At 74.3% G+C, this 25,100-nt stretch carries 17 protein-coding genes; 9 read left to right on the top strand and 8 right to left on the bottom strand.

The window, feature by feature from the left end:
- Nucleotides 1–84: 84 nt before the first annotated feature.
- Nucleotides 85–1,515: a helix-turn-helix domain-containing protein gene (locus ACIQ9P_RS32885; protein ID WP_402364540.1), complete on the bottom strand. Its 1,431-nt coding sequence runs from the start codon at nucleotides 1,513–1,515 to the stop codon at nucleotides 85–87.
- Between the two features lie 461 nt (nucleotides 1,516–1,976).
- On the opposite strand from ACIQ9P_RS32885, the gene ACIQ9P_RS32880 reads away from it, so the two are divergent.
- Nucleotides 1,977–5,168, top strand: coding sequence for a M28 family peptidase (locus ACIQ9P_RS32880; RefSeq protein ID WP_402364537.1), 3,192 nt, complete (start codon nucleotides 1,977–1,979; stop codon nucleotides 5,166–5,168).
- Nucleotides 5,169–5,425: 257 nt separating this feature from the next.
- Nucleotides 5,426–6,742 (top strand): cytochrome P450, encoded by a 1,317-nt coding sequence (locus tag ACIQ9P_RS32875; RefSeq protein WP_402364534.1) that lies wholly within the window; start codon nucleotides 5,426–5,428, stop codon nucleotides 6,740–6,742.
- Between the two features lie 39 nt (nucleotides 6,743–6,781).
- Here the strand turns inward: ACIQ9P_RS32875 and ACIQ9P_RS32870 are convergent, their stop codons facing one another.
- Nucleotides 6,782–7,588 carry a hypothetical protein gene (locus tag ACIQ9P_RS32870; protein WP_402364531.1) on the bottom strand — a complete coding sequence of 269 codons (807 nt, stop codon included), beginning with the start codon at nucleotides 7,586–7,588 and terminating at the stop codon, nucleotides 6,782–6,784.
- A 215-nt stretch (nucleotides 7,589–7,803) separates the two neighbouring features.
- Here ACIQ9P_RS32870 and ACIQ9P_RS32865 point away from each other — a divergent pair, with 215 nt between their 5' ends.
- Complete coding sequence (locus tag ACIQ9P_RS32865) at nucleotides 7,804–8,433, top strand: LysE family transporter (RefSeq protein WP_402364528.1); 630 nt, start codon at nucleotides 7,804–7,806, stop codon at nucleotides 8,431–8,433.
- A gap of 225 nt (nucleotides 8,434–8,658) precedes the next feature.
- On the opposite strand, the gene ACIQ9P_RS32860 is transcribed toward ACIQ9P_RS32865, so the two are convergent.
- A complete protein-coding gene (locus ACIQ9P_RS32860) occupies nucleotides 8,659–9,600 on the bottom strand; it encodes a helix-turn-helix transcriptional regulator (RefSeq protein ID WP_402364525.1) in 942 nt (313 codons plus the stop codon).
- Between ACIQ9P_RS32860 and ACIQ9P_RS32855 the strand changes: the two genes are divergently transcribed.
- Nucleotides 9,599–10,381 carry an SDR family NAD(P)-dependent oxidoreductase gene (locus tag ACIQ9P_RS32855; RefSeq protein WP_402364522.1) on the top strand — a complete coding sequence of 261 codons (783 nt, stop codon included), beginning with the start codon at nucleotides 9,599–9,601 and terminating at the stop codon, nucleotides 10,379–10,381. The genes ACIQ9P_RS32860 and ACIQ9P_RS32855 overlap by 2 nt on opposite strands.
- Before the next feature lie 87 nt (nucleotides 10,382–10,468).
- Here ACIQ9P_RS32855 and ACIQ9P_RS32850 read toward each other — a convergent pair whose 3' ends face one another.
- Together ACIQ9P_RS32850 and ACIQ9P_RS32845 are read right to left on the bottom strand one after the other, a co-directional pair.
- Nucleotides 10,469–12,685: a discoidin domain-containing protein gene (locus tag ACIQ9P_RS32850; RefSeq protein ID WP_402364519.1), complete on the bottom strand. Its 2,217-nt coding sequence runs from the start codon at nucleotides 12,683–12,685 to the stop codon at nucleotides 10,469–10,471.
- Between the two features lie 371 nt (nucleotides 12,686–13,056).
- Nucleotides 13,057–14,328 carry an ROK family protein gene (locus tag ACIQ9P_RS32845; protein ID WP_402364516.1) on the bottom strand — a complete coding sequence of 424 codons (1,272 nt, stop codon included), beginning with the start codon at nucleotides 14,326–14,328 and terminating at the stop codon, nucleotides 13,057–13,059.
- Between the two features lie 125 nt (nucleotides 14,329–14,453).
- Here ACIQ9P_RS32845 and ACIQ9P_RS32840 point away from each other — a divergent pair, with 125 nt between their 5' ends.
- From ACIQ9P_RS32840 to ACIQ9P_RS32820, 5 genes are all read left to right on the top strand, one after another.
- The gene (locus ACIQ9P_RS32840; protein ID WP_402364513.1) at nucleotides 14,454–15,767 is read left to right on the top strand and encodes an ABC transporter substrate-binding protein; all 1,314 of its coding nucleotides are present in this window, start codon (nucleotides 14,454–14,456) and stop codon (nucleotides 15,765–15,767) included.
- A 1-nt stretch (nucleotide 15,768) separates the two neighbouring features.
- On the top strand, nucleotides 15,769–16,707 hold the full coding sequence (locus tag ACIQ9P_RS32835; protein WP_402364510.1) for a carbohydrate ABC transporter permease: 939 nt from the start codon (nucleotides 15,769–15,771) through the stop codon (nucleotides 16,705–16,707).
- The gene (locus ACIQ9P_RS32830; protein ID WP_402364507.1) at nucleotides 16,704–17,546 is read left to right on the top strand and encodes a carbohydrate ABC transporter permease; all 843 of its coding nucleotides are present in this window, start codon (nucleotides 16,704–16,706) and stop codon (nucleotides 17,544–17,546) included. The genes ACIQ9P_RS32835 and ACIQ9P_RS32830 overlap by 4 nt, the downstream gene beginning before the upstream one ends.
- Before the next feature lie 62 nt (nucleotides 17,547–17,608).
- Complete coding sequence (locus ACIQ9P_RS32825; protein WP_402364504.1) at nucleotides 17,609–18,961, top strand: GH1 family beta-glucosidase; 1,353 nt, start codon at nucleotides 17,609–17,611, stop codon at nucleotides 18,959–18,961.
- A gap of 232 nt (nucleotides 18,962–19,193) precedes the next feature.
- Nucleotides 19,194–19,763, top strand: coding sequence for a hypothetical protein (locus tag ACIQ9P_RS32820; protein WP_402364502.1), 570 nt, complete (start codon nucleotides 19,194–19,196; stop codon nucleotides 19,761–19,763).
- Between the two features lie 63 nt (nucleotides 19,764–19,826).
- Here ACIQ9P_RS32820 and ACIQ9P_RS32815 read toward each other — a convergent pair whose 3' ends face one another.
- The 3 genes from ACIQ9P_RS32815 to ACIQ9P_RS32805 all read right to left on the bottom strand — a co-directional run bounded on the left by ACIQ9P_RS32815 (nucleotide 19,827) and on the right by ACIQ9P_RS32805 (nucleotide 25,013).
- Nucleotides 19,827–23,228, bottom strand: coding sequence for a tetratricopeptide repeat protein (locus ACIQ9P_RS32815; protein WP_402364499.1), 3,402 nt, complete (start codon nucleotides 23,226–23,228; stop codon nucleotides 19,827–19,829).
- Entirely contained in the window at nucleotides 23,225–23,797 is a 573-nt protein-coding gene (locus tag ACIQ9P_RS32810; RefSeq protein WP_402364496.1) for a hypothetical protein, read from the bottom strand. The genes ACIQ9P_RS32815 and ACIQ9P_RS32810 overlap by 4 nt, the downstream gene beginning before the upstream one ends.
- 172 nt (nucleotides 23,798–23,969) lie before the next feature.
- Nucleotides 23,970–25,013: an ABC transporter substrate-binding protein gene (locus ACIQ9P_RS32805; protein ID WP_402364494.1), complete on the bottom strand. Its 1,044-nt coding sequence runs from the start codon at nucleotides 25,011–25,013 to the stop codon at nucleotides 23,970–23,972.
- Between the last annotated feature and the right edge of the window lie 87 nt (nucleotides 25,014–25,100).

The raw sequence follows: 25,100 nt of genomic DNA, 5'->3' as shown, positions 1-25,100 counted from the left end.
CGCGCCGCGGCCCACGTGCTCGGCCCGCTCGGCCCGCCCAGCACGCTCGACACCGCTCGACCCCGCTCGGCCCGCCCGGCCCCCTCAGCCGGCCAGGCCGTGCCCGGCCAGGCGGCGGCGCAGCCCGGCGAGTTCGCGCCGGACCAGCGGCGGCAGCCCGTCCACCCCGCCGCCGGCCGCCGCGAGCACCGGACCCAGCAGGTCGGCGGCCGCCCTCGGGTCCTGGGCGAGCAGGTGGCAGTCGGCCACCCGGACGGTGAACAGCAGACGGGCGGAGGGCAGTTGGTCGGGCGCGAGCAGCGCGAGCGCGGTCTCGGCGGCGTCGACGGCCCGGCGGGCCAGCCGGGGGTCCTCGACGGCGGCGGCCGCGTCGCGCAGGGCGGCGGCCGCGCCGGCCTCGACCCGCAGCCGCATCGAGGCGATGGAGAGCCAGGCGGCGTCGGACTCGTCGTGGACCCCGATGTGGTCGAGGTGGAGCCGGGAGCGGCCGAGGTGGCGGACGGTGGCGCGGACGTCGCCGGTGAGGGCGTGGGCGCGGGCCTGGGCGATCTGGCCCATGGCTCCGGCCCAGTGCCGGGCCGGGGCCACCCGGGAGATCTCGCGGGCGTAGCCGAGCGCGGCGTCCGGATCGCCGTCGAGGCGGGCGAGGAAGCTCATGTCACTGAGGGCGGCGACCTGGGTGGCGTGGTCCCCGGCGAGTTCGGCCCAGCCGAGGGCGCGGGTGAAGCAGGCCATCGCGGTGGCGTTGCGGCCGTCCTGCATCCGCAGGGCGCCCGCGGCGTGGGCGTACTCGCCGGCGAGCCGGGCCAGCGGGCGACGGTCGGGTCCGGCCGGGTGGGCGGCCAGACGGCGCAGGACGACCCGCAGGGTGTCCTCGACGGCCGCGGTGCCGGGAGCGGCGGGGCTGTCGCCGGCCCGCAGGTGGGCGGCGAGCAGGCCGGCCAGGGCGTGGGCGGTGTCGGGGTCGAGCGGGGCGGTCGTGTCGGGGTCGGCGGCGCGGAACGCGGTGTGCAGGGCAGCCAGTTCGGGCGCGGCGGGGACGGCGCAGCCGGCCGCGTCGTGGAGGGGGCAGAGCAGCCCGTAGTCGGGGAGGCGGTCGGGCAGGTGGGCGGCGAGGCCGGCGGGCAGGACAGGGGCCAGGGCGGCGACCGGCGGGCCGGGCAGCGGGGGGCGGGTCCAGTCCCCGGGGACGGGCACCGGGGGCGCCCCGAGCACGGCGACAGCGGGTACGAGGACGGGAACGGAGGCCGGGGCCGGTCCCTCCTCGGCGAGGCGGCAGGCGGCCCGCAGTTCGCCGCCGGCGTGGAGGAGGTCGTCGAGGCGGTCGGCGACCCGGGGGCTGGTGCGTCGGGTGCCGTGCTCCAGTTTGCTGACGGCGGTGTGGTCGTAGCCGATCTCGGCGCCGAGCTGGGCCTGGGTCAGGCCGGCCCGACGGCGCCACTGCCGCAGCCGGTGGCCGAAGGCCCGCCAGAGGTGGTCCTCGACGGGCGTGGTCGCCGCCCGGTTCCGGTGCACGGGGCTGCCCTCCCGAGTGCGTTCCGGGCCCTCCGGTGGGAGAGGTCCGCTGAGGAGGACGGTACTGGACGAGGACCCCCGACGTACATGAGGTGGTCTCAACCACTTCTGCACGCTGGTCTCAACCTCTCTACACGGTGGTCTCAACCTCTCCTCTCTATTGGTCTCTACCTCACCACGCACCGGTCTCGACCTCTCCGACCACTCCGACCTGCCCGGACGCCTTTTTCACCGTCATGTTTCTTGTGCCGATGGCTCATTGACGCGTCAGGGTGACACTTGACGGAACTTGCCAACCCCCCGTTCGACGTGTCCAGCCCGTTGACCGAGGCATGACGGCGTGTGAGGGTTCCGGCACCCGAGCGCGGACGCCCGCAGACCAGTCCCCCAGCGTCCTGCGGTGAGCGCCCCTCCGGCACACCGTCCGCGGTCGAGCACCCCCACGTTCGAGGAGCCTCGGAATGAAACGCAGATTGCTGACGGCGGGGACCACCCTGACCGTCCTGGCCGGCATGCTGACCGCCACCGCGGTCGGACAGGCCGGAGCCGCCCCGGGTGCGGCCGCGCCGACACCCCCCAGCGCGCTGGCCGCCGCCGTGAACGCCGCCGACCAGGCGGCCGCGGCCGGCCTGGACGCCCTGGCCAAGGGACCCGGCGAGACCTACGAGCGCCAGTCCGTGACCCCCTGGCTGGGCGGTCTCTACTCGGTCGCCTACGAGCGCACCTACAAGGGCCTGCCGGTCGTCGGCGGCGACGCCGTCGTCATCGCCGACGGCCAGGGCAAGGTGCGCGGCCTGCAGTCCGCCTCCACCGGCGCGATCGGGGTGCCCACCACGGCCCTGGTCAGCGCCGCCAACGCGGAGCGCACCGCCCGCACCGAACTGGCCACCGTGGACGGCGTCCAGAGCCGCCGGCTGGTCGTCCGGGTCAAGGACGGCGCCGGACGGCTCGCCTGGGAGACCGTGCTCACCGGCCGCACCGCGAGCGCCCCGAGCACCCTGCACGTCTTCGTGGACGCCCGCAACGGCGAGGTCATCGACAGCTACGACGACGTCCGGGCCGGCACCGTCAACAGCAAGTGGAACGGCCCCTCCCCGCAGATCAGCACCACGGCCTCGGGCAGCACCTACTCGCTGCGCGACCCGAACCGTCCCGGCCTGACCTGCGCCGACTACTCGACCGGCCAGATATTCAGCAAGTCCTCGGACTCCTGGGGTACCGGCAACCCCACCAGCAAGGAGACCGGCTGCGGCGACGTCATGTTCGCGGCGCAGAAGGAATGGGACATGCTCAAGGACTGGCTGGGCCGCAACGGCCACAACGGCACCGGCGGCAGCTGGCCGGTCAAGGTCGGTCTCAACGACGTCAACGCCTACTGGGACGGCTCCTCGGTCTCCATCGGCCACAACAACGCCAACGAGTGGATCGCCGCGATCGACGTCGTCGGCCACGAGTTCGGCCACGGCATCGACCAGTACACCCCGGGCGGCGCCAACAACGAGAACGGCCTGGGCGAGGGCACCGGCGACATCTTCGGCGCGCTGACCGAGGCGTACGCCAACGAGCCCTCCCCGTACGACAGTCCGGACTACACCGTCGGCGAGATGATCAACCTGGTCGGCCGCGGCCCGATCCGCAACATGGCCAACCCCTCGCTCGTCAACGGCGACCCCAACTGTTACTCCTCCTCGATCCCGAGCACCGAGGTGCACGCGGCCGCCGGCCCGCTGAACCACTGGTTCTACCTGCTCGCCGAGGGCTCCAACCCGGGCGGCGGCAAGCCCACCAGCCCGACCTGCAACAGCTCCACGGTCACCGGCGTCGGCATCAAGGACGCGGGCCGGGTCTTCTACGGCGGCATGCTGCTCAAGACCAGCGGCATGACCTACAAGAAGTACCGGACCACCACCCTGACCGCGGCCAAGAGCCTCGACCCCACCTGCAACCTGTTCAACCGCACCAAGGCGGCCTGGGACGCGGTCAGCGTGCCGGCCCAGACCGGTGACCCGACCTGCTCCGGCCCGACCGGCCCGGACTTCTCGATGACCACCAACCCGGGCTCCGGCAACGTCCAGGCCGGTTCCTCCGCGACCACCACGGTCGGCACCCAGGTGACCCAGGGCGGCGCCCAGACCGTCAACCTGACCGCCTCCGGCGCCCCGAGCGGCGCGAGCGTCAGCTTCAGCCCGGCCTCGGTCCAGTCCGGGTCGAACTCGACCATGACGGTCTCCACCAGCGCGAGCACCGCGCCCGGGACCTACGTCATCACGGTCACCGGCACCGGCCAGACCACCCACACCGCGCAGTACACGCTGACGGTCGGCGGCGGCGGTCCCACCGGACAGGCGCCCGACATCAGCGTCGCCAACGTCCAGGCCCACCTGGCCCAGCTCAACACCATCGCCTCCCAGAACGGCGGCAACCGCCGTACCGGCACCGCCGGTTACAGCCAGTCGCTGGCCTACGTGAAGGCGAAGCTGGTCGCGGCCGGCTACCAGGTCAGCGAGCAGACCTGCGGCTCCTGCACCTACAGCGCCAACAACCTGATCGCCGACTGGCCGGGCGGCCCCGCCGACCAGGTCACCATGTTCGGCGCGCACCTGGACGGCGTCAGCGCCGGCCCGGGCATCAACGACAACGGCTCCGGCTCGTCCGTCCTGCTGGAGACCGCGCTCGCGCTGGCCCAGCAGAACCCCACCATGACCCGCCACGTGCGCTTCGCCTGGTGGACCGGTGAGGAGCAGGGCCTCCAGGGCTCGCAGTACTACGTCAGCCAGCTGGGCTCCACCCAGCGCAGCGCCATCAAGGGCTACTACAACTTCGACATGGTCGGCTCGCCCAACGCCGGCTACTTCATCAACAACGTCAACTCCGCCACCTCGGCGCCGATGAAGGCGTACTGGGACTCGCTGAACCTCCAGCCGGAGGAGAACGTCGAGGGCCAGGGCCGCTCCGACGACGCCTCGTTCCAGTCCGCCGGCATCCCGACCTCGGGCTACGCGGCCGGCGCCAGCGCCACCAAGACCGCCAACCAGGCGGCCAAGTGGGGCGGCACCGCGAACCGGGCGTACGACTCCTGCTACCACTCCGCCTGCGACACCACCAGCAACATCAACGCCACCGTGCTGGACCGCAGCGCCGACGGCGTCGCCTACACGCTGTGGAAGACCTCGGTCGGCAGCGGACCGATCCCCAGCGACGACTTCTCGGTGGGCGTCAACCCGGCCACCGGCAACGTCAAGCCGGGCGAGTCGGCCAGCGCCACGGTGAACACCCAGACCACCTCCGGCTCCGCCCAGACCGTGAACCTCACGGTCACCGGCGCGCCGACCGGTATCACGGCCACCGTCAGCCCCGCCTCGGTGCAGTCGGGCGGCTCCGCGACGCTCAACGTCTCGGTCGCCTCCTCGGTCGCCTCCGGGACGTACAACCTGACCGTGACCGGCACCGGTTCGGTCTCCCACTCCAGCAGCTACTCGCTGGTCGTCAGCTCCGACCCCGGCCCGGGCAACGGCACCTGGGCGGCGGGCACCACCTACAAGGCAGGTGACATCGTCACCTACAACGGAATCAGCTACCGGTGCATCCAGGGCCACACGGCCCAGGTTGGCTGGGAGCCGCCGATCGTCCCGGCCCTCTGGCAGTCGATCTGAGCGGACCGGATCGTCTCCGGGACGGGATGAACAAAAGCGGTGCCGCGGTTCGTCGAGGGGGACGGACCGCGGCACCGCCGCCTGTACGGGGCCGTACCGCCACTCGCGCGGTACGGCCCCGCGCGTGTGCGGGGCGGCGGTTCGAGCACCGGCGGGCCGACGGGGTGACGCCCGGGGCCGGACCGGCACGGCGGGACGGTGCGCTGACGTAGAGTCGGCGCGGACCGCCGCCCGCCGCCGACCGAGGAGGCACCCCCGTGACCACCACCGCGAACCCCGGCCCCTCCCCCGCCACCGCCCCGCCCGTCCCCGAACTGCCGCCCGAGGCCGTCGAGGAGTGGCGCGCCGAGGAGGCCGAGCTGGTCGACCTGCTGGCCCGCACCCGGCAGCGCCTCGGCGGCGTCGCCGCGTTCCGGATCGGCCCCCGCCCCACCGTCCTGGTCACCGACCCCGAGGCCGTGCAACACGTCCTCGGCCGCCACCCGGAGCGGTACGTCAAGCGCTCGCACCGGGCCCGGACGCTCGCCGGCGAGGGCGTGCTCACCGCCACCGGCGAGCCCTGGAAGCGCCAGCGGCGAATGCTCCAGGCCCAGTTCACCGGCCCCGGGATGCGCCGCTACGAACAGCGGATCGCCGCCGCCGCCCGCCGCGCCGCCGACCGCTGGGCCGGGTACGCGCGCACCGGCGAGGAGTTCGACCTCGGCGCCGAGATGCGGCACTTCGCCCTCGACACCATCTGGCGCGCGCTCACCGGCCATCCCCTCGACCCGGCCACCGAACGCGAACTCGACAGCATCGCCACCGTGGTCGCCGCCCTGCCCCAACTCCCCGACGGCGAGGAGGCCGCAGAGGCCGTCGCCGAGGACCTGGCCCGGATCGACGCGGTGGCGCACGCCGCGATCGCCGCCGCCCGCCGCCACGAGGACGGCCCCGACGGCCCCGGCGTCCTGCGGGTGCTGCTCGACGCGGCCGAGCAGCACCCCGAGTACACCGAGCGGCTGATCCGGGACGAACTCGTCACCCTGCTCGTGGCCGGCCACGAGACCACCGCCACCACCCTCACCTGGCTGTATCTGCTGCTCGACCGCGCGCCCGGCGCCCGGCGGTGGGCCCTGGAGGCCGGCCCCGAGGGATCGCCCGAACGGCGCGAGGCGGTACAGGCCCTCGTCTCCGAGACGCTGCGGCTCTACCCGTCGGCCTGGATCCTCCCCCGGCACGCGCTCGCCGAGGACACCCTGGCCGGTCACCGGATCGAGGCCGGCACCGACCTGCTGGTCTGCCCCTACCTCACCCACCGCGACCCGGCGCTCTGGCCCGACCCCGAACGCTTCGACCCGGCCCGCTTCGGCCCGGACGGCAGCCGCCCCGCGCACCTCGGCGGCTACCTCCCGTTCGGCCTCGGCGCCCGCGCCTGCCTCGGCACCCAGTTCGCGCTCCGCGAGTCCGTCGCGGTGCTCGAACTCCTGCTGCCCGCCTTCACGGTGCGCTTCCTCGACCGGCCCGCCGGGGCCGTCTACAGCATCACCGTGCGGCCGGACGGCCCGACGCCGGTGGTGCTCGGCCCGGCGGCTTGACGGCCCGGCCCGGCGGCGCCGACCGCCGCCGGGCCGGTCTCAGCGCCGGGACGGCGACGGCTGCCAGCGGGCGAGGGCCGCCCGGACGGCGTGCGCGGGGACGCCCATCGCCCCGAGGTCGCAGACCCGCAGCACCCGGCGCTTGGCGTCGAACATCCCCATCGTCGGCGGGGTCATCAGCAGCGGCGACCCCGCGACCGGGCGCGCCTCCAGCCAGGTGCCGCCGAAGAACGTCGACCTGACCTCCACCGCCGTCAGCTCCGACCAGGGCAGCACCACCCGGCGCCGGGGCCCGCTGACCACCAGCGATTCCGCCGAGAACTCCAGCCGCCCCCGGCCCCGCCCGACCGCCTTCAGCACGGCGGGGACGACGAACACCAGCAGCACCACGCCCAGCCCCACCCAGGAGCCCAGCGGGTGCGCCCCGAACACCGTCGGGTCGTGGGGGCCCGGGTGCCACTTGCGGGTGGCCGAGCCCGGGCGCGACATCACCAGCGCCGCCAACCCCGCCACGAAGATCCCGCACAACAGGATCATCACGCCCGCCCCCGGCTCACCCGTCCGCAGACCGCCGAGCACGGTCGCGCCACCGGCCCCCACCGGCGCGGTGACCGGCCCGGGCGGCACCGGCGCGGCGGCGGGCTCGGCGGCGGGCGCGGCCCCCGGACCGCGCAACTCCCGATAGGTCTGGATCACCAGCACCCCGGCCAGCAGCACGCACCCCGTCGCCACCACGGCCCACCAGAGCGGCGACAACGACACCTGGTTGGTCACCAGGTTCGTCGCCACCGCGAACAGCGCCGGACAGACCGCCAGCAGTACCGGCCACAACCGCGTCCTCCTCACGACCTCCCCCTCTCCTCGGCTCGTTCCCGATCGATCACGATCACCCACGATCACTCCCGAGCGAAGCACCGAACGGCCCGGGAGACTCGGTCACCGGACCGAATCCCACCGACCGGCCACCGTGCCCGCCCCGACAAATCGGTGGCCCGGCCCGGCGGCCGCGCACTACGCTCCTGGCCACCACCCCCGACCACCCCGCCCGAACCGGAACCCCCATGACCGACGCCCTGCTCTCCGGCCTCCTCGCCGGCTACGGCATCGCCGTGCCGGTCGGGGCGATCTCCGTCCTGATCGTCACCCTCGCCTCCCGCGTCTCGCTGGCCCGCGGCCTGGCCGCCGCCCTGGGCGTGGCCACCGCCGACGGCCTGTACGCGCTGCTGGCGCTGATCGGCGGCGCGACCCTCGCCCCGCTGCTCGCACCGGCCGCCGGCGCCCTCGAACTCGTCGCCGCGGCCGTCCTCGTGCTACTCGCCGCGCACGGCCTGCGCGCCACCCTCCGCGCCCACCGCGCCGACCGGGACCCGGCCGGCCCACCGCCCCCGGCACCCGCCTCCCCGTTGCGCACCTACGCCTCGCTGCTCGGCCTGACCCTGCTCAACCCGCTGACCGTGGTGTACTTCAGCGCCCTGGTGCTCGGCGGCCGCACCGGCCCCGGCAGCCTCGGGCCGGGCCTGGTCTTCGTCCTGGCCGCCTTCGCCGCCTCGGCCAGCTGGCAGGCCCTGCTCGCCACCGGTGGTGCTCTCCTCCGCCGCCTGCTGACCGGCCCCCGCGGCCGCCTCCTCACCGGCCTGACCGGCAACCTCGTCGTCCTCGCCCTGGCCCTGCGCCTCGCCCTCCAGCGCTGAGCCGCTCCGCCGAGCGCGTCCCCGATCACCGGCCCCGCGCACCGGCCCAGGCCGCACCCGGCGCGGGCCCGCCGCCCCACGGCCAGGAGCCCCACCGAGGGCCCGACTCGCCTACGGGGCGGAGGAAGCGGCCGCCGAGGTGCCGGGTCCGGGCCCGACTCCGCACCCGAACGGCCCGGGCGAGCACGCCCGACGGGCCTCACCCGCGCCCCCCGCCGCCGTCCCTCAGCAGCCACCCCGGCGGCGGAACTCCGAAGGTGGGCAGCCGAATTGGGCACCGAAGCGGCGGGTGAGGTGGGCGTGGTCGGTGAAGCCCGCGGCGGCGGCGACCTCGGCGAGGGGCAGGGCGGTGCGGGCGGTGAGCTGACCCGCCACGGCGAGCCGGACCGCGAGCAGTTCCGCGCGGAAGGAGGTGCCCGCCTCGGCCAGGCCGCGCTGGAGGGTACGCGGAGCCAGGCCCAACAGGGCGGCCGTCCCGTCGAGCCGCCAGGGGCGGGCCGGATCCTGGGCGAACCGGGCCCGGACGGCGTCCGCCGGGCGGGCCGCGGCGGCCGCGCCCGATGGCACGGCCGGGACGATCCCGGACCCGAACCCGGACCGGTTCCCACCCCCGGACCAGTGCAGACGCCAGCCCGCGACCCGGGCCGCGCCCGTCCGCAGGACGTCCTCGGGCCGCCCCACCGCGCCGTCCGCCCGGATCTCGACCCGGGCCGTGCGACCGGCCGGCCCCGCCGTGGCCACCACGTCGATCGCGCACACCAGGAGTGACTCCGCCGGGCCCGGCACGCCGCCCAGACGCGGGACGTGGCACACCTCCAGCAGCCCTTCGCCGAGCCTGCGCCCGGTCCGGTGGCCGACGTGGAACCAGGGCTCCACCAGCCCGGCCCGGTCGAGGAGTTCGGCGAGGTCGGCGCACCCGGGCAGGGCCGCGAGCAGCGGGTCCTCGGCGAGCAGCCGCTCGGCGGCCGCGAGCAGCGCCGGCCAGCCGCGGGCCGCGAGCGCGGCCGTCAGCCGGGCGTGCAGGCGTTCCGGCACCGGGAGCCCGTCGCCCAGCAGCCGTTCGGCCCGCTGCCCCGCCGCCCCGGCACGCGGGCCGAGTTCGCGCAGGACGGCGAGCGCCATCGCCGGGCGGACCGAGCGTGCCATGTCGACACCGGTGCGGGACATGGCGCGATCGTACAAGCGGACCGGACGCCGCCGCTCCACCATGGGCGGCGTGAACATCAGCTCGAAGCGCGTCCTCGTCACCGGCGGCACCGGCGGTGTCGGCCTGGCCCTCGCCGACCGTCTCACCTCCCTCGGCGCCGTCGTCGTCACCTGCGGCCGTAGCGCGCCGCCCGACCACCCGCACGCCGTCCGGGCCGATCTCGCGGTGCCGGGTGAGGCGGCGCGGGTGGTGGCGGAGGCCGTCCGGCGCCTCGGCGGCCTTGACGTGGTGGTCGCAAACGCCGGGGTCCAGTACCCGACCCCGCTCACCCTCGGCCCCGACCCTCGGACGCTGGCGCTGGCCCGCGAGGAGATCGAGGTCAATCTGGCCTCGGTGGTGGAGCTGGCCGCCGCCGCCTGGCCGCACCTGGCCGCCGCCGCGCCCGACGCCGCGTTCGTCGCGGTCACCTCGGGTCTGGCGTTCGCGCCCAAGCGGAGCGCGCCGGTGTACTGCGCCACCAAGGCGGCCGTCCACATCCTGCTGGAGTCGCTGCGCCACCCGGCCCGGACCGCGAGCCCGGGGGTCCGGGTCCAGGAGATCGTGCTGCCGTTGGTCGACACCGCGATGACCGCCGGGCGCGAGGGCCCGGCGAAGAAGCTCACCCCGTCCGCCGCGGCGGCCGCCGTCGCCCGCGGCATGGCGGGCGGGCGCCCCGTCGTCCCGGTGGGTGCCACCCGCGCCCTGCTGGCGCTGCTGCGGGTCGCCCCGGCCGTCGGGCGCCGGATCCTGCGCGACGGCTGAGCCGTGCCGCCCCGGCGGCCCGCCGGATCGCGGGCCGCCGGGGCGGCGGTCGGGCGGGGCGGTCGGCTCGGCGCCGACCGCGCCGGATCACGGGTAGGAGATGACCGTGGACGGGGTGGTGGAGGTGCCCGAGGTCGCGCCGCCGGTGCCGTTGATCACGTGCTCGTACTGGCCGTTGCCGCCCAGCGAGACCACCAGCAGGTCGTGGAACCGGACCCCGGGCCGGACCGGGGCCTCGAAGCCGTGGTCCATCCGGATGCTCGGATCCACGTTGAAGTAGCAGTAGCTGCCGAGGCCCCAGCCCTCGTGGGTGGTGACGTTGTCGTCCACCTTGTAGGCGGCCCAGCCCCTGGTGGCGCCGTTCTGCACGGCGGCCTGGTTCGGGGCGTCGTAGGCGATCTCGTTCTGGTAGAAGATGGTCCGGCCGCGTTCGCCCGACCATTCGACGTCGTACTTCTTGAAGTGCTCGACGAACAGGCCGGTGCCGAGCACGTCGTCGCCGCGCACGACCAGACCGTAGTCGGCGGGGTTGACCGTCCAGCCGACGCCGGCGCCGTGGTCGGCGCGCCAGATCCAGGTGTGGTCGACGATGACGTCGTCGCTGTTGACCACGATCCCGGTGGTGGCCGAGCCCGCGCCCGCGCCGCCGACCCGGACGAACACGTCCTGGAGGGTGGTCGGGTCGGCGGCGTGGTCGGCGGCGGCGTTGTCCGGTCCGATCTGCACCAGCACCGGCGAGTTGACCGGTCCGGCGTCGACCAGCAGCCCGGCCAGCCGGACGCCGTCCACGTCGGCGACCCGGATCGCGGTGACCCCGTTGTCGGGCACCACGGTGGCCAGGCCGAGGCCGAGCACCACGGTGTCCGGGCGGGTGACCTCGATCGGCCGGTCGACGTGGTAGACGCCGGGGGTGAACAGCAGGTCCAGGCCCTGGGCCAGCGCCTGGTTGATGGTGGCCGCCGTCGCGCCCGGCTTGACCAGGTAGAACTGGTTCAGCGGCCGGGAGCTGCCCTGCGGGGTGCCGTCCCAGGAGACGCCGCGGGCGTTGGTGCGCTTCGCCGGGACGAACACCCGGTACTCGTTGCCGTCGAGGTAGAGGAACGGCTTCTCGCGGGAGACCGGGGTGGTGTCGAGGGTGGTGTAGGGCGGGTTCGGGAAGCTCTGCGCGGGCGCGCCCTGGACGCCGGAGAACACCTGGTTCCACACGCCGTTGGAGAAGCCGCCGATCGCGCTGTCCCGGGTGTACCACTGCTGCTGCGAGTAGTTGCCGATCGGCCCGTCCACCCGGCTGTCGGCGATGTAGCCGCCGCTGGCCCAACCGTAGCCGTTGGGCGACAGGTTGAGGCCGCCCCGGACGTGCATCCGGCGGAACGGCGCGGCCTGGGCGACGGCCCAGCGGTCGGTGCCGTTGACCGGGTTGAGGGCGAGGTTCTCGGCGGAGCGCCAGAAGTTCTGGGTGGCGTTGCCGTTGAACCAGCCGGCGTCGACGGTGACATCGCCGTTGAAGGTGGTGTCGTCGGGCTTGAGGCCGAGGCCCGCGATCGAGGTGTAGAACCCGAGTTGGGCGTTGAGGTTCTGGTAGGTGCCCGGCTTGAACAGCAGCGCGTACCGCTCGGGGCCGAACTGGTTGGACTCCTGCTTGCGGAACACCTCGTCCAGGGTGCCCTGGATGCCGGGCGTGCCGGGGTCGAAGACCAGGACGTTGGGGCCGAGGTCGCCGCCGCCCTGCACCGGCGGCACGGTCGGGCCGTCGGAGGCGGCGACCCGCAGTTCCCACAGCGAGTAGCCCCAGCCGGTGCCCCGGGCCAGGCCGTTGAGCCGGACGAAACGGCCGCTGCCGGAGACGGCGAGGGTCTCGGTGCCGCCGGTGCCGTTCGCGGTGGAGTAGAGGGTCCGCCAGGTGACGCCGTCGTCCGAGGACTGGATCTGGTAGGCGCGGCCGTACGCCGCCTCCCAGGCGAGTTCGACCCGGCACAGTTGCCGCACCGAACCCAGGTCGACCTGGAGCCACTGCGGGTCGGCGAAGGCGGAGGACCAGCGGGTGCCGGGGTCGCCGTCGACGGCGTTGGCGGCGGACAGGCCCGGGTTCTCGGTGGAGGAGGCGGTGGCCGGGCGGCCCCGCGCGGCATCGGCGGCCCCGCACTCGGCGGCGGGGGCCGCCGCGGTGGACCCGGCGGTGGACCCGGCGACGGGGGCCGCGAGGGCGGCCGGTCCGGGCAGGGCGAGGGTGGTGGCCGCGAGCAGGGCGAGACCGAGCCTGGCGGCCGGCCCCCCGCGACGCGGGCGTGCTGAAGTGAGCCTCATGGGCTGCTCCTGCGGTGGGGGTGGGTGGAGGCGGAGGCGCACACCGCGGCCCGCGCCCGGTGCGCCGTCGGGCGCCGGGCGGTGGGGAACGACGGGACGGCTCGGCGGGTCCGCGCACCGGCCGGCCCGGGGTACGGCCGGTGCGCGCACGGACCCGCCGTGCGGCGGGCGGTCACCTGGTGCGTGACGGAGCGCCGCCCACCCGGGGTCCGGGCTCGGGGAGCGCCCCCGACCGGGAGTCTCGGGGCAGTCGATCCGGGGTGTCAACCCCTCCGGACGACTTTCATCACGGCGTGAACTTGCCTGTGCCGCAAGGAAATACCGAAGAATCCCAGCTCAGGGGCGTCACCCCGGCCGGGCCCCGCCGCCGGTCAGGCCCACCGCCCGGCCGGCGCCGCGGCACCCGCCGCCCCGGCGGGTGCCCGGCGCGGGAACTCCCCGCCGGAGTCCAGGAAGTCGGAGAGCGGCAGGGTGGCCGCTCCCACCGTGACCGCCGCCGGGCCCAGGGTGCCGAGCACGATCTCGGTCTGCTCGCGCGGGAAGCGCAGCGCGTACTCGGTGGCGGCCGCACGGATCCCGGGCAGCAACCGGGGGCCGAGCAGCAGCCCGGCCCAGCCGCCGATCACGATCCGCTCCGGGTTGAACAGGTTCACCAGGTCGGCGATGGCCGCGCCGAGGTACTCGGCGGCCTCGTCGAGCAGGGCGACCGCGGCCGGATCGCCCGCCCCGGCGGCAGCCAGCAGCGCCGCCAGCCCCGCCTTCTCCCCGCCGCCGGCCGGCGCCGCGCCCCACCGCGCGACCAGCGCCTCCGCCCCGACGTACGCCTCCAGGCAGCCGCGCGCGCCGCACCGGCAGCGACGTCCGCCGACGTGCACCTTGGTGTGGCCCCACTCGCCCGCGCTGCTGGTGGCGCCCCGGAAGCGGGCGCCGTCGGCGATCACGCAGGCGCCGACGCCGGAGCCGAAGAGGGCGACCACGGCATGCCGGGCGCCGCGCCCGGCGCCGAACCACATCTCTGCCTGACCGAGGGTCTTGGCGCCGTTGTCGACGAACAGCGGCAGGTCGGTGCCGGCCCTCAGCATCCGGCCGAGCGGCACCGCGTCCCAGCCGACGGTCTGGCCGTGCACCACGGCGCCCGCCCCTCCCCCGAGGTCCGACCCGCCGCCCTGCTGGACGATGCCGGGCACGCCGACACCGACACCGAGCACCGTCCCCGGATCGGTCCCGGTGCGCTCCAGCACCTCGGCCAGCCCGGTCAGGATCAGCTCCGCCACATGGCCGGCGTCGTGGCCGCGGTCGTCCAACGCCCGGTCACTGGCGGCCAGTTCGGTCCTGGCCAGGTCGAACAGCGCGACCCGGACCTGGGTCTCCCCGACGTCCACGCCGACCAGGTGGGCCCGGCCGGCCGCGACCCGGAGCAGGATCCGGGGCCGCCCGCCGTCCGACTCCACCGAGCCGCACTCCTCGATCAGGCCGTCGGCGAGCAGTTCGCCGGTCACGTTGCTGATCGAGCCGGCGCTCAACCCGGTGATCGAGCCGAGCTCCTGGCGGCTGAGCGGCCCGTCGAAGTACAGCCGCCGCAGCAGCGTGGACCGACTGCCTCTGCGCAGGTCACGCACCGTCTTCTTGCCTCGCGCGGTCATGGGATCTCCCTCCTGATCCGAATCTATCGCTGTCCGAACCCTTGACGGAAGCTTTTCTCACACGTTAAATCACGCCTCGAATTAAGTAGCGCAGAACCGGACTTCACCCGAGAGGGGATCCCTTCATGCCCATCCTCCGCGTCGCCGCCGCCGGCGTGCTGGCCACCGCGCTCGTCCTCGCCGCCACCGCCTGCGGCGGAGGCTCCGCAGCCGGTGGCGGGGGCGACAGCAGCCCCGGCACCCTCACCTACTGGGCCTCCAACCAGGGCACCAGCCTGGAGAACGACCGCCAGGTGCTGGAGCCCGAGCTGCGGAAGTTCGAGCAGCGGACCGGCATCAAGGTGAAACTGGAGGTCATCCCCTGGTCCGACCTGCTGAACCGGATCCTCGCCGCCGCCGGCTCCGGCCAGGGCCCCGACGTGCTCAACATCGGCAACACCTGGTCCGCCTCGCTCCAGGCCACCGGCGCCCTGCGGCCCTTCGACGCCGCCACCCTGGCGAAGACCGGCGGCAAGGAGCGGTTCCTGCCCGCCGCCCTCGCCTCGGCCGGCGCCGCCGGGCAGGACCCGGCCGCCGTCCCGCTCTACTCGATGGCCTACGGCCTGTACTGGAACAAGAAGCTCTTCGCCGAGGCCGGGATCGACCGCGCTCCCGCCACCTGGGAGGAACTCGTCGCCGACGGGAAGAAGCTGACCACCGGCGGTCGCTACGGCCTCGCCGTCGAGGGCGGAAACATCAGCGAGAACGTCCACCACGCCTTCACCCTCGCCAAGCAGCACGGCGCCGACTTCTTCGACCCGTCCGGCCGCCCCGCCTTCGACGGCCCCGGTACCGTCGCCGCCGTCAAGCAGTACGTCGACCTGCTCGGGACCGAGAAGATCGCCGCGGCGGGCAACGCCGAGTACGCCAACAACCAGTCCGTCACCGACTTCGCCACCGGCAAGGCCGCCATGCTGCTGTGGCAGGCCGCCGGGGCCAACCTCAAGTCCCACGGCATGGCCCCCGAGGACTACGGCGTCGCCCCGGTCCCCGTCCCCGCCGGCGCCACCGGCGAGCGCGCCACCACCTCGATGGTCGCCGGGATCAACCTCGCCGTCTTCCGCGCCACCAAGAACACCGAAGGGGCACTGAAGTTCGTCTCCTTCATGACCGGCACCGAGGAGCAGACCGTGCTCAACCGGGCCTACGGCACCATCCCCCCGGTCGTCGAGGCGCAGCGCGACCCCGCCTTCGCCACCCCCGAACTCGGCACCCTGGCCGCCGTCCTGGGCCAGAGCGCCCGCCCGCTGCCGCAGGTGCCCGCCGAGAGCCAGTTCGAGACCCTGGTCGGCACCGCTGTGAAGAACCTGCTCGCCTCGGCCGCCGCCGGCAAGGCCGTCACCGAGGACGGCGTCCGCTCCGAACTCACCCGGGCCCAGCAGCAGATGCCGGCCAACTGACGTGATCCGAGCCCGAATCGACCGACTGCGCCGCCGCGCCGGAACCACCGCACTCCCCTATCTGCTGCTGCTCCCCGCCCTGCTGCTCGAACTCGCCGTCCACCTGGTGCCGATGGTGCTCGGCGCCGTGATGAGCCTGAAGCGGCTGACCCAGTTCTTCATTCGCGACTGGACCACCGCCCCCTGGGCCGGACTCGCCAACTTCCGTACGGCGGTGGACTTCGACGCCCCGGTCGGCCGGGCCCTGCTGCACTCGTTCTGGGTCACCTGCGCCTTCACCGTGCTCGCCGTCGGCCTGTCCTGGCTGATCGGCACCACCGCCGCCGTGCTGATGCAGGACACCTTCCGCGGCCGCGGCGTGCTGCGCGCCGTGTTCCTGCTGCCCTACGCGCTGCCGGTCTACGCGGCGGTCATCACCTGGTCGTTCATGTTCCAGCGGGACACCGGCCTGATCAACCACGTGCTGCACGACCAGCTCCACCTGGTCGACGACAAGCCGTTCTGGCTGCTCGGCGACAACAGCTTCGCCGCGCTGGTCACCGTCTCGGTCTGGCGCAGCTGGCCGTTCGCCTTCCTCACCCTCACCGCCGGGCTGCAGAACATCCCGCGCGAACTCTACGAGGCGGCGGCGCTGGACGGCGCCGGCGTGTGGCAGCAGATCCGCCGGATCACCCTGCCCTCGCTGCGGCCGGTCAACCAGGTGCTGGTGCTGGTGCTCTTCCTCTGGACCTTCAACGACTTCAACACCCCCTATCTGCTGTTCGGCCGCTCGGCCCCGGCCGCGGCCGACCTGGTCTCCGTGCACATCTACCAATCCTCCTTCGTCACCTGGAACTTCGGGGCGGGCTCGGCGATGTCCGTGCTGCTGCTGCTGTTCCTGCTGGTGGTGACGGCCGGATACCTGCTGCTCACCTCGCGCCGGAAGGACGCCACCGCGTGATCGACCCGCCCGCCTCGTTCCGATGGCTGCGCCGCGTGCTGCTCGCCGCGCTCACCGTCTTCACGCTCGTCCCGGTCCTGGTGATGCTCGGCAGCTCGCTGAAGCCGCTCCAGGACGTCCAGGGGCCGTTCCGCTGGATCCCCAGCACCGTCACCCTGCGTCCCTACGCGGACATCTGGCGCACCGTGCCGCTCGGCCGCTATTTGCTCAACTCGCTGATCGTGGCCGGGGGTTCGACGATCTTCTCGGTCCTGGTCGCGATCGTCGCGGCGTACGCGGTGAGCCGCTACCGTTTCCGTGGGCGGCGCTTCTTCACGGTGACGGTGCTGTCCACCCAGATGTTCCCCGGCATCCTGTTCCTGCTCCCGCTCTTCCTGCTCCTCGTCAACGTCGGCAACGCCACCGGTGTCCCGCTGTACGGCAGCCGCGGCGGTCTGATCCTCACCTACCTGACCTTCTCGCTGCCGTTCTCGATCTGGATGCTGGTCGGCTACTTCGACTCCATCCCGCGCGACCTGGACGAGGCGGCGCTGGTCGACGGCTGCGGGCCGGTCCGGGCCCTGGTGCGGATCATCGTCCCGGCGGCGGTGCCCGGCATCGTCGCGGTCGCGGTGTACGCCTTCATGACGGCCTGGGGCGAGGTGCTCTTCGCCTCGGTGCTCACCAACGAGGAGACCCGCACCCTCGCCGTCGGCCTCCAGGGCTACGCCACCCTCAACGACGTCTACTGGAACCAGGTGATGGCCGCCTCGCTGGTGGTCAGCGTCCCGGTGGTGGCCGGCTTCCTGCTGCTCCAGCGCTACCTGGTCGCCGGGCTCACCGCCGGGGCCGTCAAGTGACCGGCGCACCACGGCCCGGCGCCGCCCGCTCCCGCACCCGCCCTTGCCCCGAAAGGCCCGCCATGACCGACTCCGGCACCCAACTGGCCTCCCTGCCCGACGACTTCCTCTGGGGCGCGGCCACCGCCGCCTACCAGATCGAGGGCGCGGCGGACACCGACGGGCGCGCCCCGTCGATCTGGGACACCTTCGCCCGCACCCCCGGCCGGGTGGCCGGCGGCGACACCGGCGACACCGCCTGCGACCATTACCACCGCTGGCCGGAGGACGTCGCGCTGATGGGCCGGCTCGGCCTCGGCGCCTACCGGTTCTCGATCGCCTGGCCCCGGGTGGTGCCGCTCGCCGACGACCGGGTCAACGCGGCCGGACTGGACTTCTACGACCGGCTGGTGGACGGCCTGCTGGCGGCCGGGATCCGCCCGTTCCCGACGCTCTACCACTGGGACCTCCCGCAGGCGCAGCAGGACCGGGGCGGCTGGCCGGTCCGGGACACCGCCGAGCGCTTCGCCGAGTACACCGCCGCCGTCGCCGCCCGGCTCGGAGACCGGGTCACCGACTGGGCGACCCTCAACGAGCCGCTCTGCTCGGCCTGGATCGGCCACCTCGACGGGGCCATGGCCCCCGGCCTGACCGACCTCACCGCCGCCGTCCGTGCCTCCTACCACCTGCACCTCGCCCACGGCCTGGCCGTCCAGGTGCTGCGCGAGAACGTCCGGGACGCCCGGATCGGCATCGTCAACAACCTCAGTCCGATCGAGCCGGCCACCGACTCGCCGGCCGACCTGGCCGCCGCCGTCCGCGCCGACGGCCACGTCAACCGCTGGTGGCTGGACCCGATCCACGGCCGGGGCTACCCCGAGGACATGCTGCGGGTCTACGGCGTCGACCTGCCGGAGCGGGCCGGGGACCTCGACCTCATCGCCGCGCCGCTCGACTGGCTGGGCCTGAACTACTACTTCCGCCAGATCGTCGCCGACGACCCCGACGGTCCGGCCCCGTACGCCCGCCAGCTGCCCGGCCCCAACCCGGAGCACACCGCGATGCCGTGGGAGGTGCACGCGCCCGGGCTGGAGCAGCTGCTGCTCCGGCTCACCGAGGAGTACGAGGCCGAGCGGATCTACGTCACCGAGAACGGCTCGGCGTACGCCGACTCCGTGGCCGCCGACGGCAGCGTCCACGACCCGGAGCGGACCGCCTACCTCGCCCAGCACCTCGCCGCCTGCGCCCGCGCCGTCGGCCGGGGCGCCCCGCTGGCGGGGTACTTCGCCTGGTCGCTGCTGGACAACTTCGAGTGGGCGTACGGGTACGCCAAGCGCTTCGGGCTCGTCCACGTCGACTACCCGACCCAGCGCCGCACCATCAAGTCCAGCGGCCATCACTACGCGCGACTGATCGCCGCGCACCAGCGGCGGTAACGAGGAGGCGGGGGCCACGGGGGCCGAACAGCCGGGGCACGGGAGGGGTGGGAGCGGCGGGAGCGACAGGTGGGGCAGGAGCGGGGTGCCGGGAAGCTGCCGGTCGATCTGCCGCCACCCGCCGTTCCGACGGCCATAACCTGGGCGCCCGGCGCGCAGGAACCGACTGACGCGCCGTCAGAGCTCAGGCCCCACAGGGCCGCCCCCGTCCGGAAGGATCCCGAACCCCGCCATGACCACTCTCCGCACCAGAGCCGCAGCCCTCGCGGCAGTCGCCGCGATCGGCTTCGCCACCCTCGCCACCGGCACGGCGGCCGCCGCCCCGGCCCCGGCCGCCCCCGCGACCGCCCAGGCACCCGCCCTCGCGACGGCCGCGCTCACCCCGCCCACCCGCATCCCCGGCAACACCTCGATCGGCCGCAACCAGGCGTGGTACTCGCCGAACGGCAAGGTCGTGCTCGCCATGCAGGGCGACGGCAACGTCGTGCTGTACCGCGACGGCAAGGCGATCTGGGTCGCCCAGGGCGCCATGCCCCGCGGCGAGTTCCTGGTGATCCAGGGCGACGGCAACCTCGTCGTGTACGCCGCCGACAACACCCCGCTGTGGAACAGCCAGACCGGCGGCAAGTGGGGCGCCGAGCTGACCATCTACAACGAGGGCGCGATCGCGGTCGAGCTGAACGGCAAGATCCTCTGGACCTCCGCGCCGGCCCAGCCGCTGCCCCCGTGCCCGCCGTGGGGCCCGCCCTACCCCGGCCAGATCATCCCGCCGTGGTGCCCGACCTGGCCCTTCCCCTCCTGATCCCCGCTGTTCCGTTCCCGCCCCCACATCGCGGGCGGGAACGGAACACCGTGACAGACCCGCTCACTCGGCCGGGTCCAGCACCTTCACGGCCTCCTCCTCGGCCCCGACCCGCCGGAACGCCGCCGCGGCCGCCTCCCGCGTCCGCGTGACCTCCTCCGGGTCGCGTCCAAGCGCGGCCAGGCAGGACGCGAACTCTGCCAGCGCCTCACCCTCGCGGTACGCGTCCGCCAGCTCGCGGAACACCTCCACCGCCCGTTCCACGGCGGCCGTCCCGGCCACCGGATCGCCCTGGGCCCGTTGCGCCGTCCCGAGGTTCACCAGGCCGACCGCCGCGCGGTACCGGTCGCCGATCTCCTCGTGCAGGGCGAGGGATCTCCGCTGCGCCTCGACCGCCTCGTCGAAGCGGCCCGCCTCCCGCAGGACTCCGCCCAGGCTGTTCCAGGCGACTCCCTCGTCACGCCGGTCACCGGTCTGCTGGAAGATCGCCACGGCGGCCCGTGCCACCTCCTCCGCCTCGTCGAGCCGACCTGCCCTGAGGAGTGTCTGGCCGAGGTTGTTCAGGACCTTGCCCTCGCCGTGCCGGTCACCGTTGTCCCGGACGATCGCCAGGGCTTCCCGCTGTTCCGCCTCCGCCTCCTCGAACCGCCGTACTCGGTACAGGACCCCGCCGAGGTTGTGCCGTGCCGTACCCTCGCGGTGCCGGTCGCCGTTGTCCCGGACCAGCGCCAGGGCGGCCCGCTGTTCCACCTCCGCCTCCTCGAACCGCCGCAGTTCCAGCAGGGCCTGACCGAGATTGCTCCGGGCCATCGCTTCGTTGCGCGGATCGTCCTCCTCCTCGCAGAGACGCACGGCGGCCCGGTGCAGCTCCTCCGCCTCCTCGAACAGCCGCTGTTCGTGCAGGACGGTACCGAGGTTGCTCGCCGCTGTGGCCTCGCCGCACCGGTCGCCGATGGCCCGGAGCATCTCCAGCGCGGTCCGCTCCGCCTGCTCCGCCTCCTCGAACCGTTGCAGCCCGGCGAGCACCCGCCCGAGATTGCTCCAGGCGGCGCCCTCGCGCTGGCTGTCGCCGACCTCCCGCAGGACTGCGAGCGCCGCGCGCGCGGCCTCCTCCGCCTCGGGCAAACGCCGTTGCAGGAGGAGGGTACTGCCGAGGTTGCTCAACGCCGTGCCCTCGTAGAACCGGTCGCCGAGTCCCTCGAAGATCTCCAGACAGGCCCGCTGCGCCTGCTCCGCCTCCTCCAGCCGCCACCGGTCCTGGAGGAAGTGGCCCAGGTTGTTCCAGGCGGTGCCCTCGCGCGGGCCGTCACCGAGCTCCTGGGCGATCCTCAGGGCGGTCCGCTCCGCCTCCTCCGCCTCGGGGAAACGCCGCAGGTCGTGCAGGGCGACCCCGAGGTTGGTCCAGATGGTGGCCTCCTGGCGGGAGTTGCCCGGCGGATCCATGACGGTGAGGGCCGTTCGCAGCGCCTGCTCCGCCTCCTCGAAACGCCGTACCTTCAGCAGGCTCTGACCCAGGTTGTTCCACACCGTGGCCTCGGCGCTCCGGTTCCCGACCTCCCGGAGGAGGTCGAGCGCCGTCCTCAGCGCCTCCTCCCCCTCCTCGAAGCGCCGCAGCTCACCGAGTACCTGCCCGAGTACGGCCCAGGCGGCGGCCCGCCCCTCCCGGTCGTCGGACTCCAGCAGGTCCAGCGCCGTCCGCTGCGCCTCCTCCGCCTCCTCGAAGCGCCGCAGCTCGGTCAGAACACGGGCGAGCGCGGTCCCGGCCGCGGCCTCGCTGCGGCGGTCCCCCTCGGCCCGGGCGCTGTCCAGGGCCGTCGAGGCGACCGCCAGCCAGTCCGTCAGGTACCGGCGCAGGTTGAAGTACTCGCCCAGGTTCACGGCCAGCGCCTGGGCGAGGTCGTACTGCTTGGCGCCGTGGGCCAGCCGGACAGCACCGACGAGGTTCATCCGCTCGACATCAAGCCACTCCATCGCCTGCGCGCGGCTTCCGAACAACCCGTCGCCCGAGGGCTTCTCCGGGGTCAGGTACTCGGCCGCGGCCTCGGCGTGGTCGGCGTAGTGCCGGAGCAGGCGGCTCGCCGCCATCCCGCCGTGGAGCCGGTGGAACCGGCGGGCACCGAGCTGCTCGATCGCGTAGAGGCGGACCAGGTCGTGCATGCTCCAGCGGTCCGTGGCGGGATCCTGCCTGATCAGGCTGGCCCTGGCCAGGGCGATCAGCCGAGCGCGGACCTCCTTGCGCTTCCCGGTCCCGGAGAGCGCCATGGCGACGGCCGTGGACATGTCCGGACCGGGATTGAACGTCAGCAGGCAGAACAGCTCGGCCTGCGGAGGCGTCAGCCGCCTGCACGAGGTCTCCAGGACGGTCCGGATCGCACGGCGGCCGTCGTCGAGGGCGTCCAGGCGGCGCTCCTGCACCTCCAGTTCGGCCGCCAGGGCGGCGGGCTTGAGCGCCCGGTCGGTCACCAGCTGCGCGGCGGCCAGCCGCAGCGCCAGCGGCAGGTGCCCGCACAGCTCCGCGACCCGAGCGGCCCCCGAGGGGTCGGCGGCGATCCGGCCGTCGCCGGGGAGCGTGGCCCGGACGGCGCCGTCGAGGAGCTCCACCGCGGCGGCGCCGGTGAGGACGTCGAGGTCGAACAGCCTCGCGCCGAGCGCCGAGAGGTCGTCGCGGCTGGTGATCAGCAACCGGTTCGGTCCGGTGCCGGGCACCAGGTGCTCGACCTGTCCGGCCGAGGCCGCGTTGTCCGCGACCACCAGCACGCGCTCGCCCGCCCGGGTGCGGGCCGACAGCTGGGCCCGGTAGAGGCCGGCCCGGTCCTGCTGCTCCGACGGGATCTGCGCCGGTTCCGTTCCCAGCGCGTGCAGCATGGCGACCAGTGCCTGGCTCGGATCGAGGGGCTTGTCGTCGTAGCCGCGCAGGTCGAGGAAGAGCGCCCCGGTGAACAGGCCGCGGTCGAGGGCCGTGTGGGCGACGGCCAGGGCGAGCGTGGTCTTGCCGACCCCGCCCATCCCCTGGACCGACGCCACCGCCGTCGTCGTCCCCGGCCGGGCCGTCCGCGCGTCCGGGTCGAGGAAGGCGAGCAGTTCCTCGAACTCCGCCGCGCGGCCGGTGAGATCGGCGGCGCCCAGGGCCGGCGGCGGCGGGAGTTCCGGCAGGCCGGCCGGTCCGGAACCGTTGCCCCCGGGGTGCACGACGGTCTGCCGTTCGATGTAGGTCCTGCTGACCGTGACGCTCGAATTGCTGCCCAGGGCGGAGTACTTGAGGTCCCGCCCGGCCGCCACGGAGTCGTCGCCGCCGGCCTCCACCCGCACCGTGCCGCCTTCCGCCGCCGGTGGCGGCGGTCGACGCGGAGGGGGCGTACCGGCGTCGTCGGCGCCCGCCCCGGCGGCGGCACGCCGACCCGAGGTGCCCGCCGAACGCTGCTTGGATCTGCCCGCCTTCTGCTGACGCCCCGACTTGCGGGTCACCCGACCTCGCTCTCGTCGCCGATCGCGTTGCCGATCATGTCCCCGCCCGCCGTCACCGATCCCGTGCCGCCGCCCACGACCTCCTGCCCGGCGGCCGGGGCAGCGGGCTGCGGCCCGGGGGCCGGAACGGCCGGGGTCCCGGTCACCCGACTGTTCGCGCCGATCGCGTTGCCGACCATGTTCCCGCCTGCGGTGACGGAGTCCTTGCCGCCGCCCACGACCTTCTGCCCGGCGGCCGGAGCACCGGGCTGCGGCGCGGGGGCCGGAACGGCCGGCGTCGCAGCCACCCGGCTGTTCGCGCCGATCGCGTTCCCGACCATGTTCCCGCCCGCCGTCACCGCCCCCTCCCGGCCGCCACGCACCAGCGTCCGCGGGTCCGGGGCGGACCGCCGCAACTGCCACAGAGCCAGGACGAGAGCGACCAGCGCGACCGCCGCCCCGATCACGCTGGCCACCCGGTCCGCCGTGTCCAGGTCCACCAGCACGGCGACCAGGACCAGCGCGATCACACCCGCCGCGCACACCCCCACCGCGCAGCGCAGCGCCCACACCCGACCCGAAGCACCCATCCCGCATCTCCTTGCCCCCACGCGGCGACCGCGCCGTCGCCGAACGCCGCCAGGATGCCATCCGACCACTGACTTCGCATCAATTTCGTGGCAACGGGAGCGAGATGCCGATGACTCGGGCGGGGCTCCGGGGCCGGCCGACGAGATCCGGAGTCGGCCGGGGCCGGTGGCCTCAGCCCAGCTTCTTCGCGCCTTCGACCGCCTTGGCCAGGGCCTCCAGCAGCGGGGCCGCGCCCAGCCAGGAGAACCTCGGCACCGCGTCCCAGGGGGCGACCTGACCGGCCTTGACGGCGGGCAGCGCGGACCAGGCGGGCTTGGCCGCGAGGTCGGCGGGCTGGAGCGCGGTGCTCCGGTTGTCGAGCAGGATCAGGTCGGCCTTGTACTTGCCCGCGTTCTCCCAGCTCAGGCTCTCGAAGTAGCCCTGCGGGTCGAGCGCGTCCGGGACGACGAAGTCGACGCCGAGCTCCCGGAAGTACATCAGGTCGGTGCTGACCGCCGGGTTGGTGACGTAGAACAGGTCGGCGCTGCCGGAGGCGGCCATCACCCTGAGCCCGCCCGCGGCCTTCGCGGCCCGCCGCAGTGTCTCCGCGGCCGCCTCGAACCGCGCCTTGGCCTCGGTGACCGGCTTGGCGTTCAGGTCCGCGCCGAGCGACTCGGCCAGCGCGGCGTAGCGCTTGATCGGTTCCGGCAACGGGACCCGGGCGGTGGTGACGGCGATGCTGGGAGCGAGGCCGAGGATCTTGTCCTTGCTCTCGTCCGGGACGTACCAGAGGGCGTCCGGGTCGTACATGTGGGTGACCAGGAGTTCGGGGCGCAGCGCCGCGTACTTCTCGATGCCGAACTCGCCCCAGGCGTTGCCGACGATGGTGACCTTGTCGATGTCGAGGTCGCCGGCGGCCGGGTCGGCCTTGCCGTCGGCACGCCGGGTCTCGCCGAAGACGCCGACGAGGCGGTCGCCGAGCCCGAAGTCGTGCAGGGCGGCGGCGGTTCCGGTGAAGGCGACGATCCGGCGCGGGGTGTTCTTCGCGGTGACGGTCCGGCCCCGGTCGTCGGTGAAGGACCAGACCTTGCCGTCGGCGCCCCCGCCGGCCGCGCCCTTGGTGCCGCCCCCGCTGCCGCAGGCGGCCAGAGCGGCGCCGAGGCCGACGGCGCCGGCGGCGGTGAGGAGGGTGCGGCGGGTGGGTCGCCCGGGGGTCGGGAAGCCGGGGTTGGGCATGGTGGTGCCTTTGTTCGGTGGCGGGAGTGGTGAGGGTCCCGGGGCGGGTCGCACCCCGAGCCGAGACTTAGGTTAGCCTAACCATAG

The organism is Kitasatospora sp. NPDC094019 (assembly GCF_044764505.1).
Lineage (GTDB): Bacteria > Actinomycetota > Actinomycetes > Streptomycetales > Streptomycetaceae > Kitasatospora.
The sequence above is the reverse complement of the archived record's forward strand: the minus strand, read 5'-3'. Positions and strand labels throughout refer to the sequence as shown.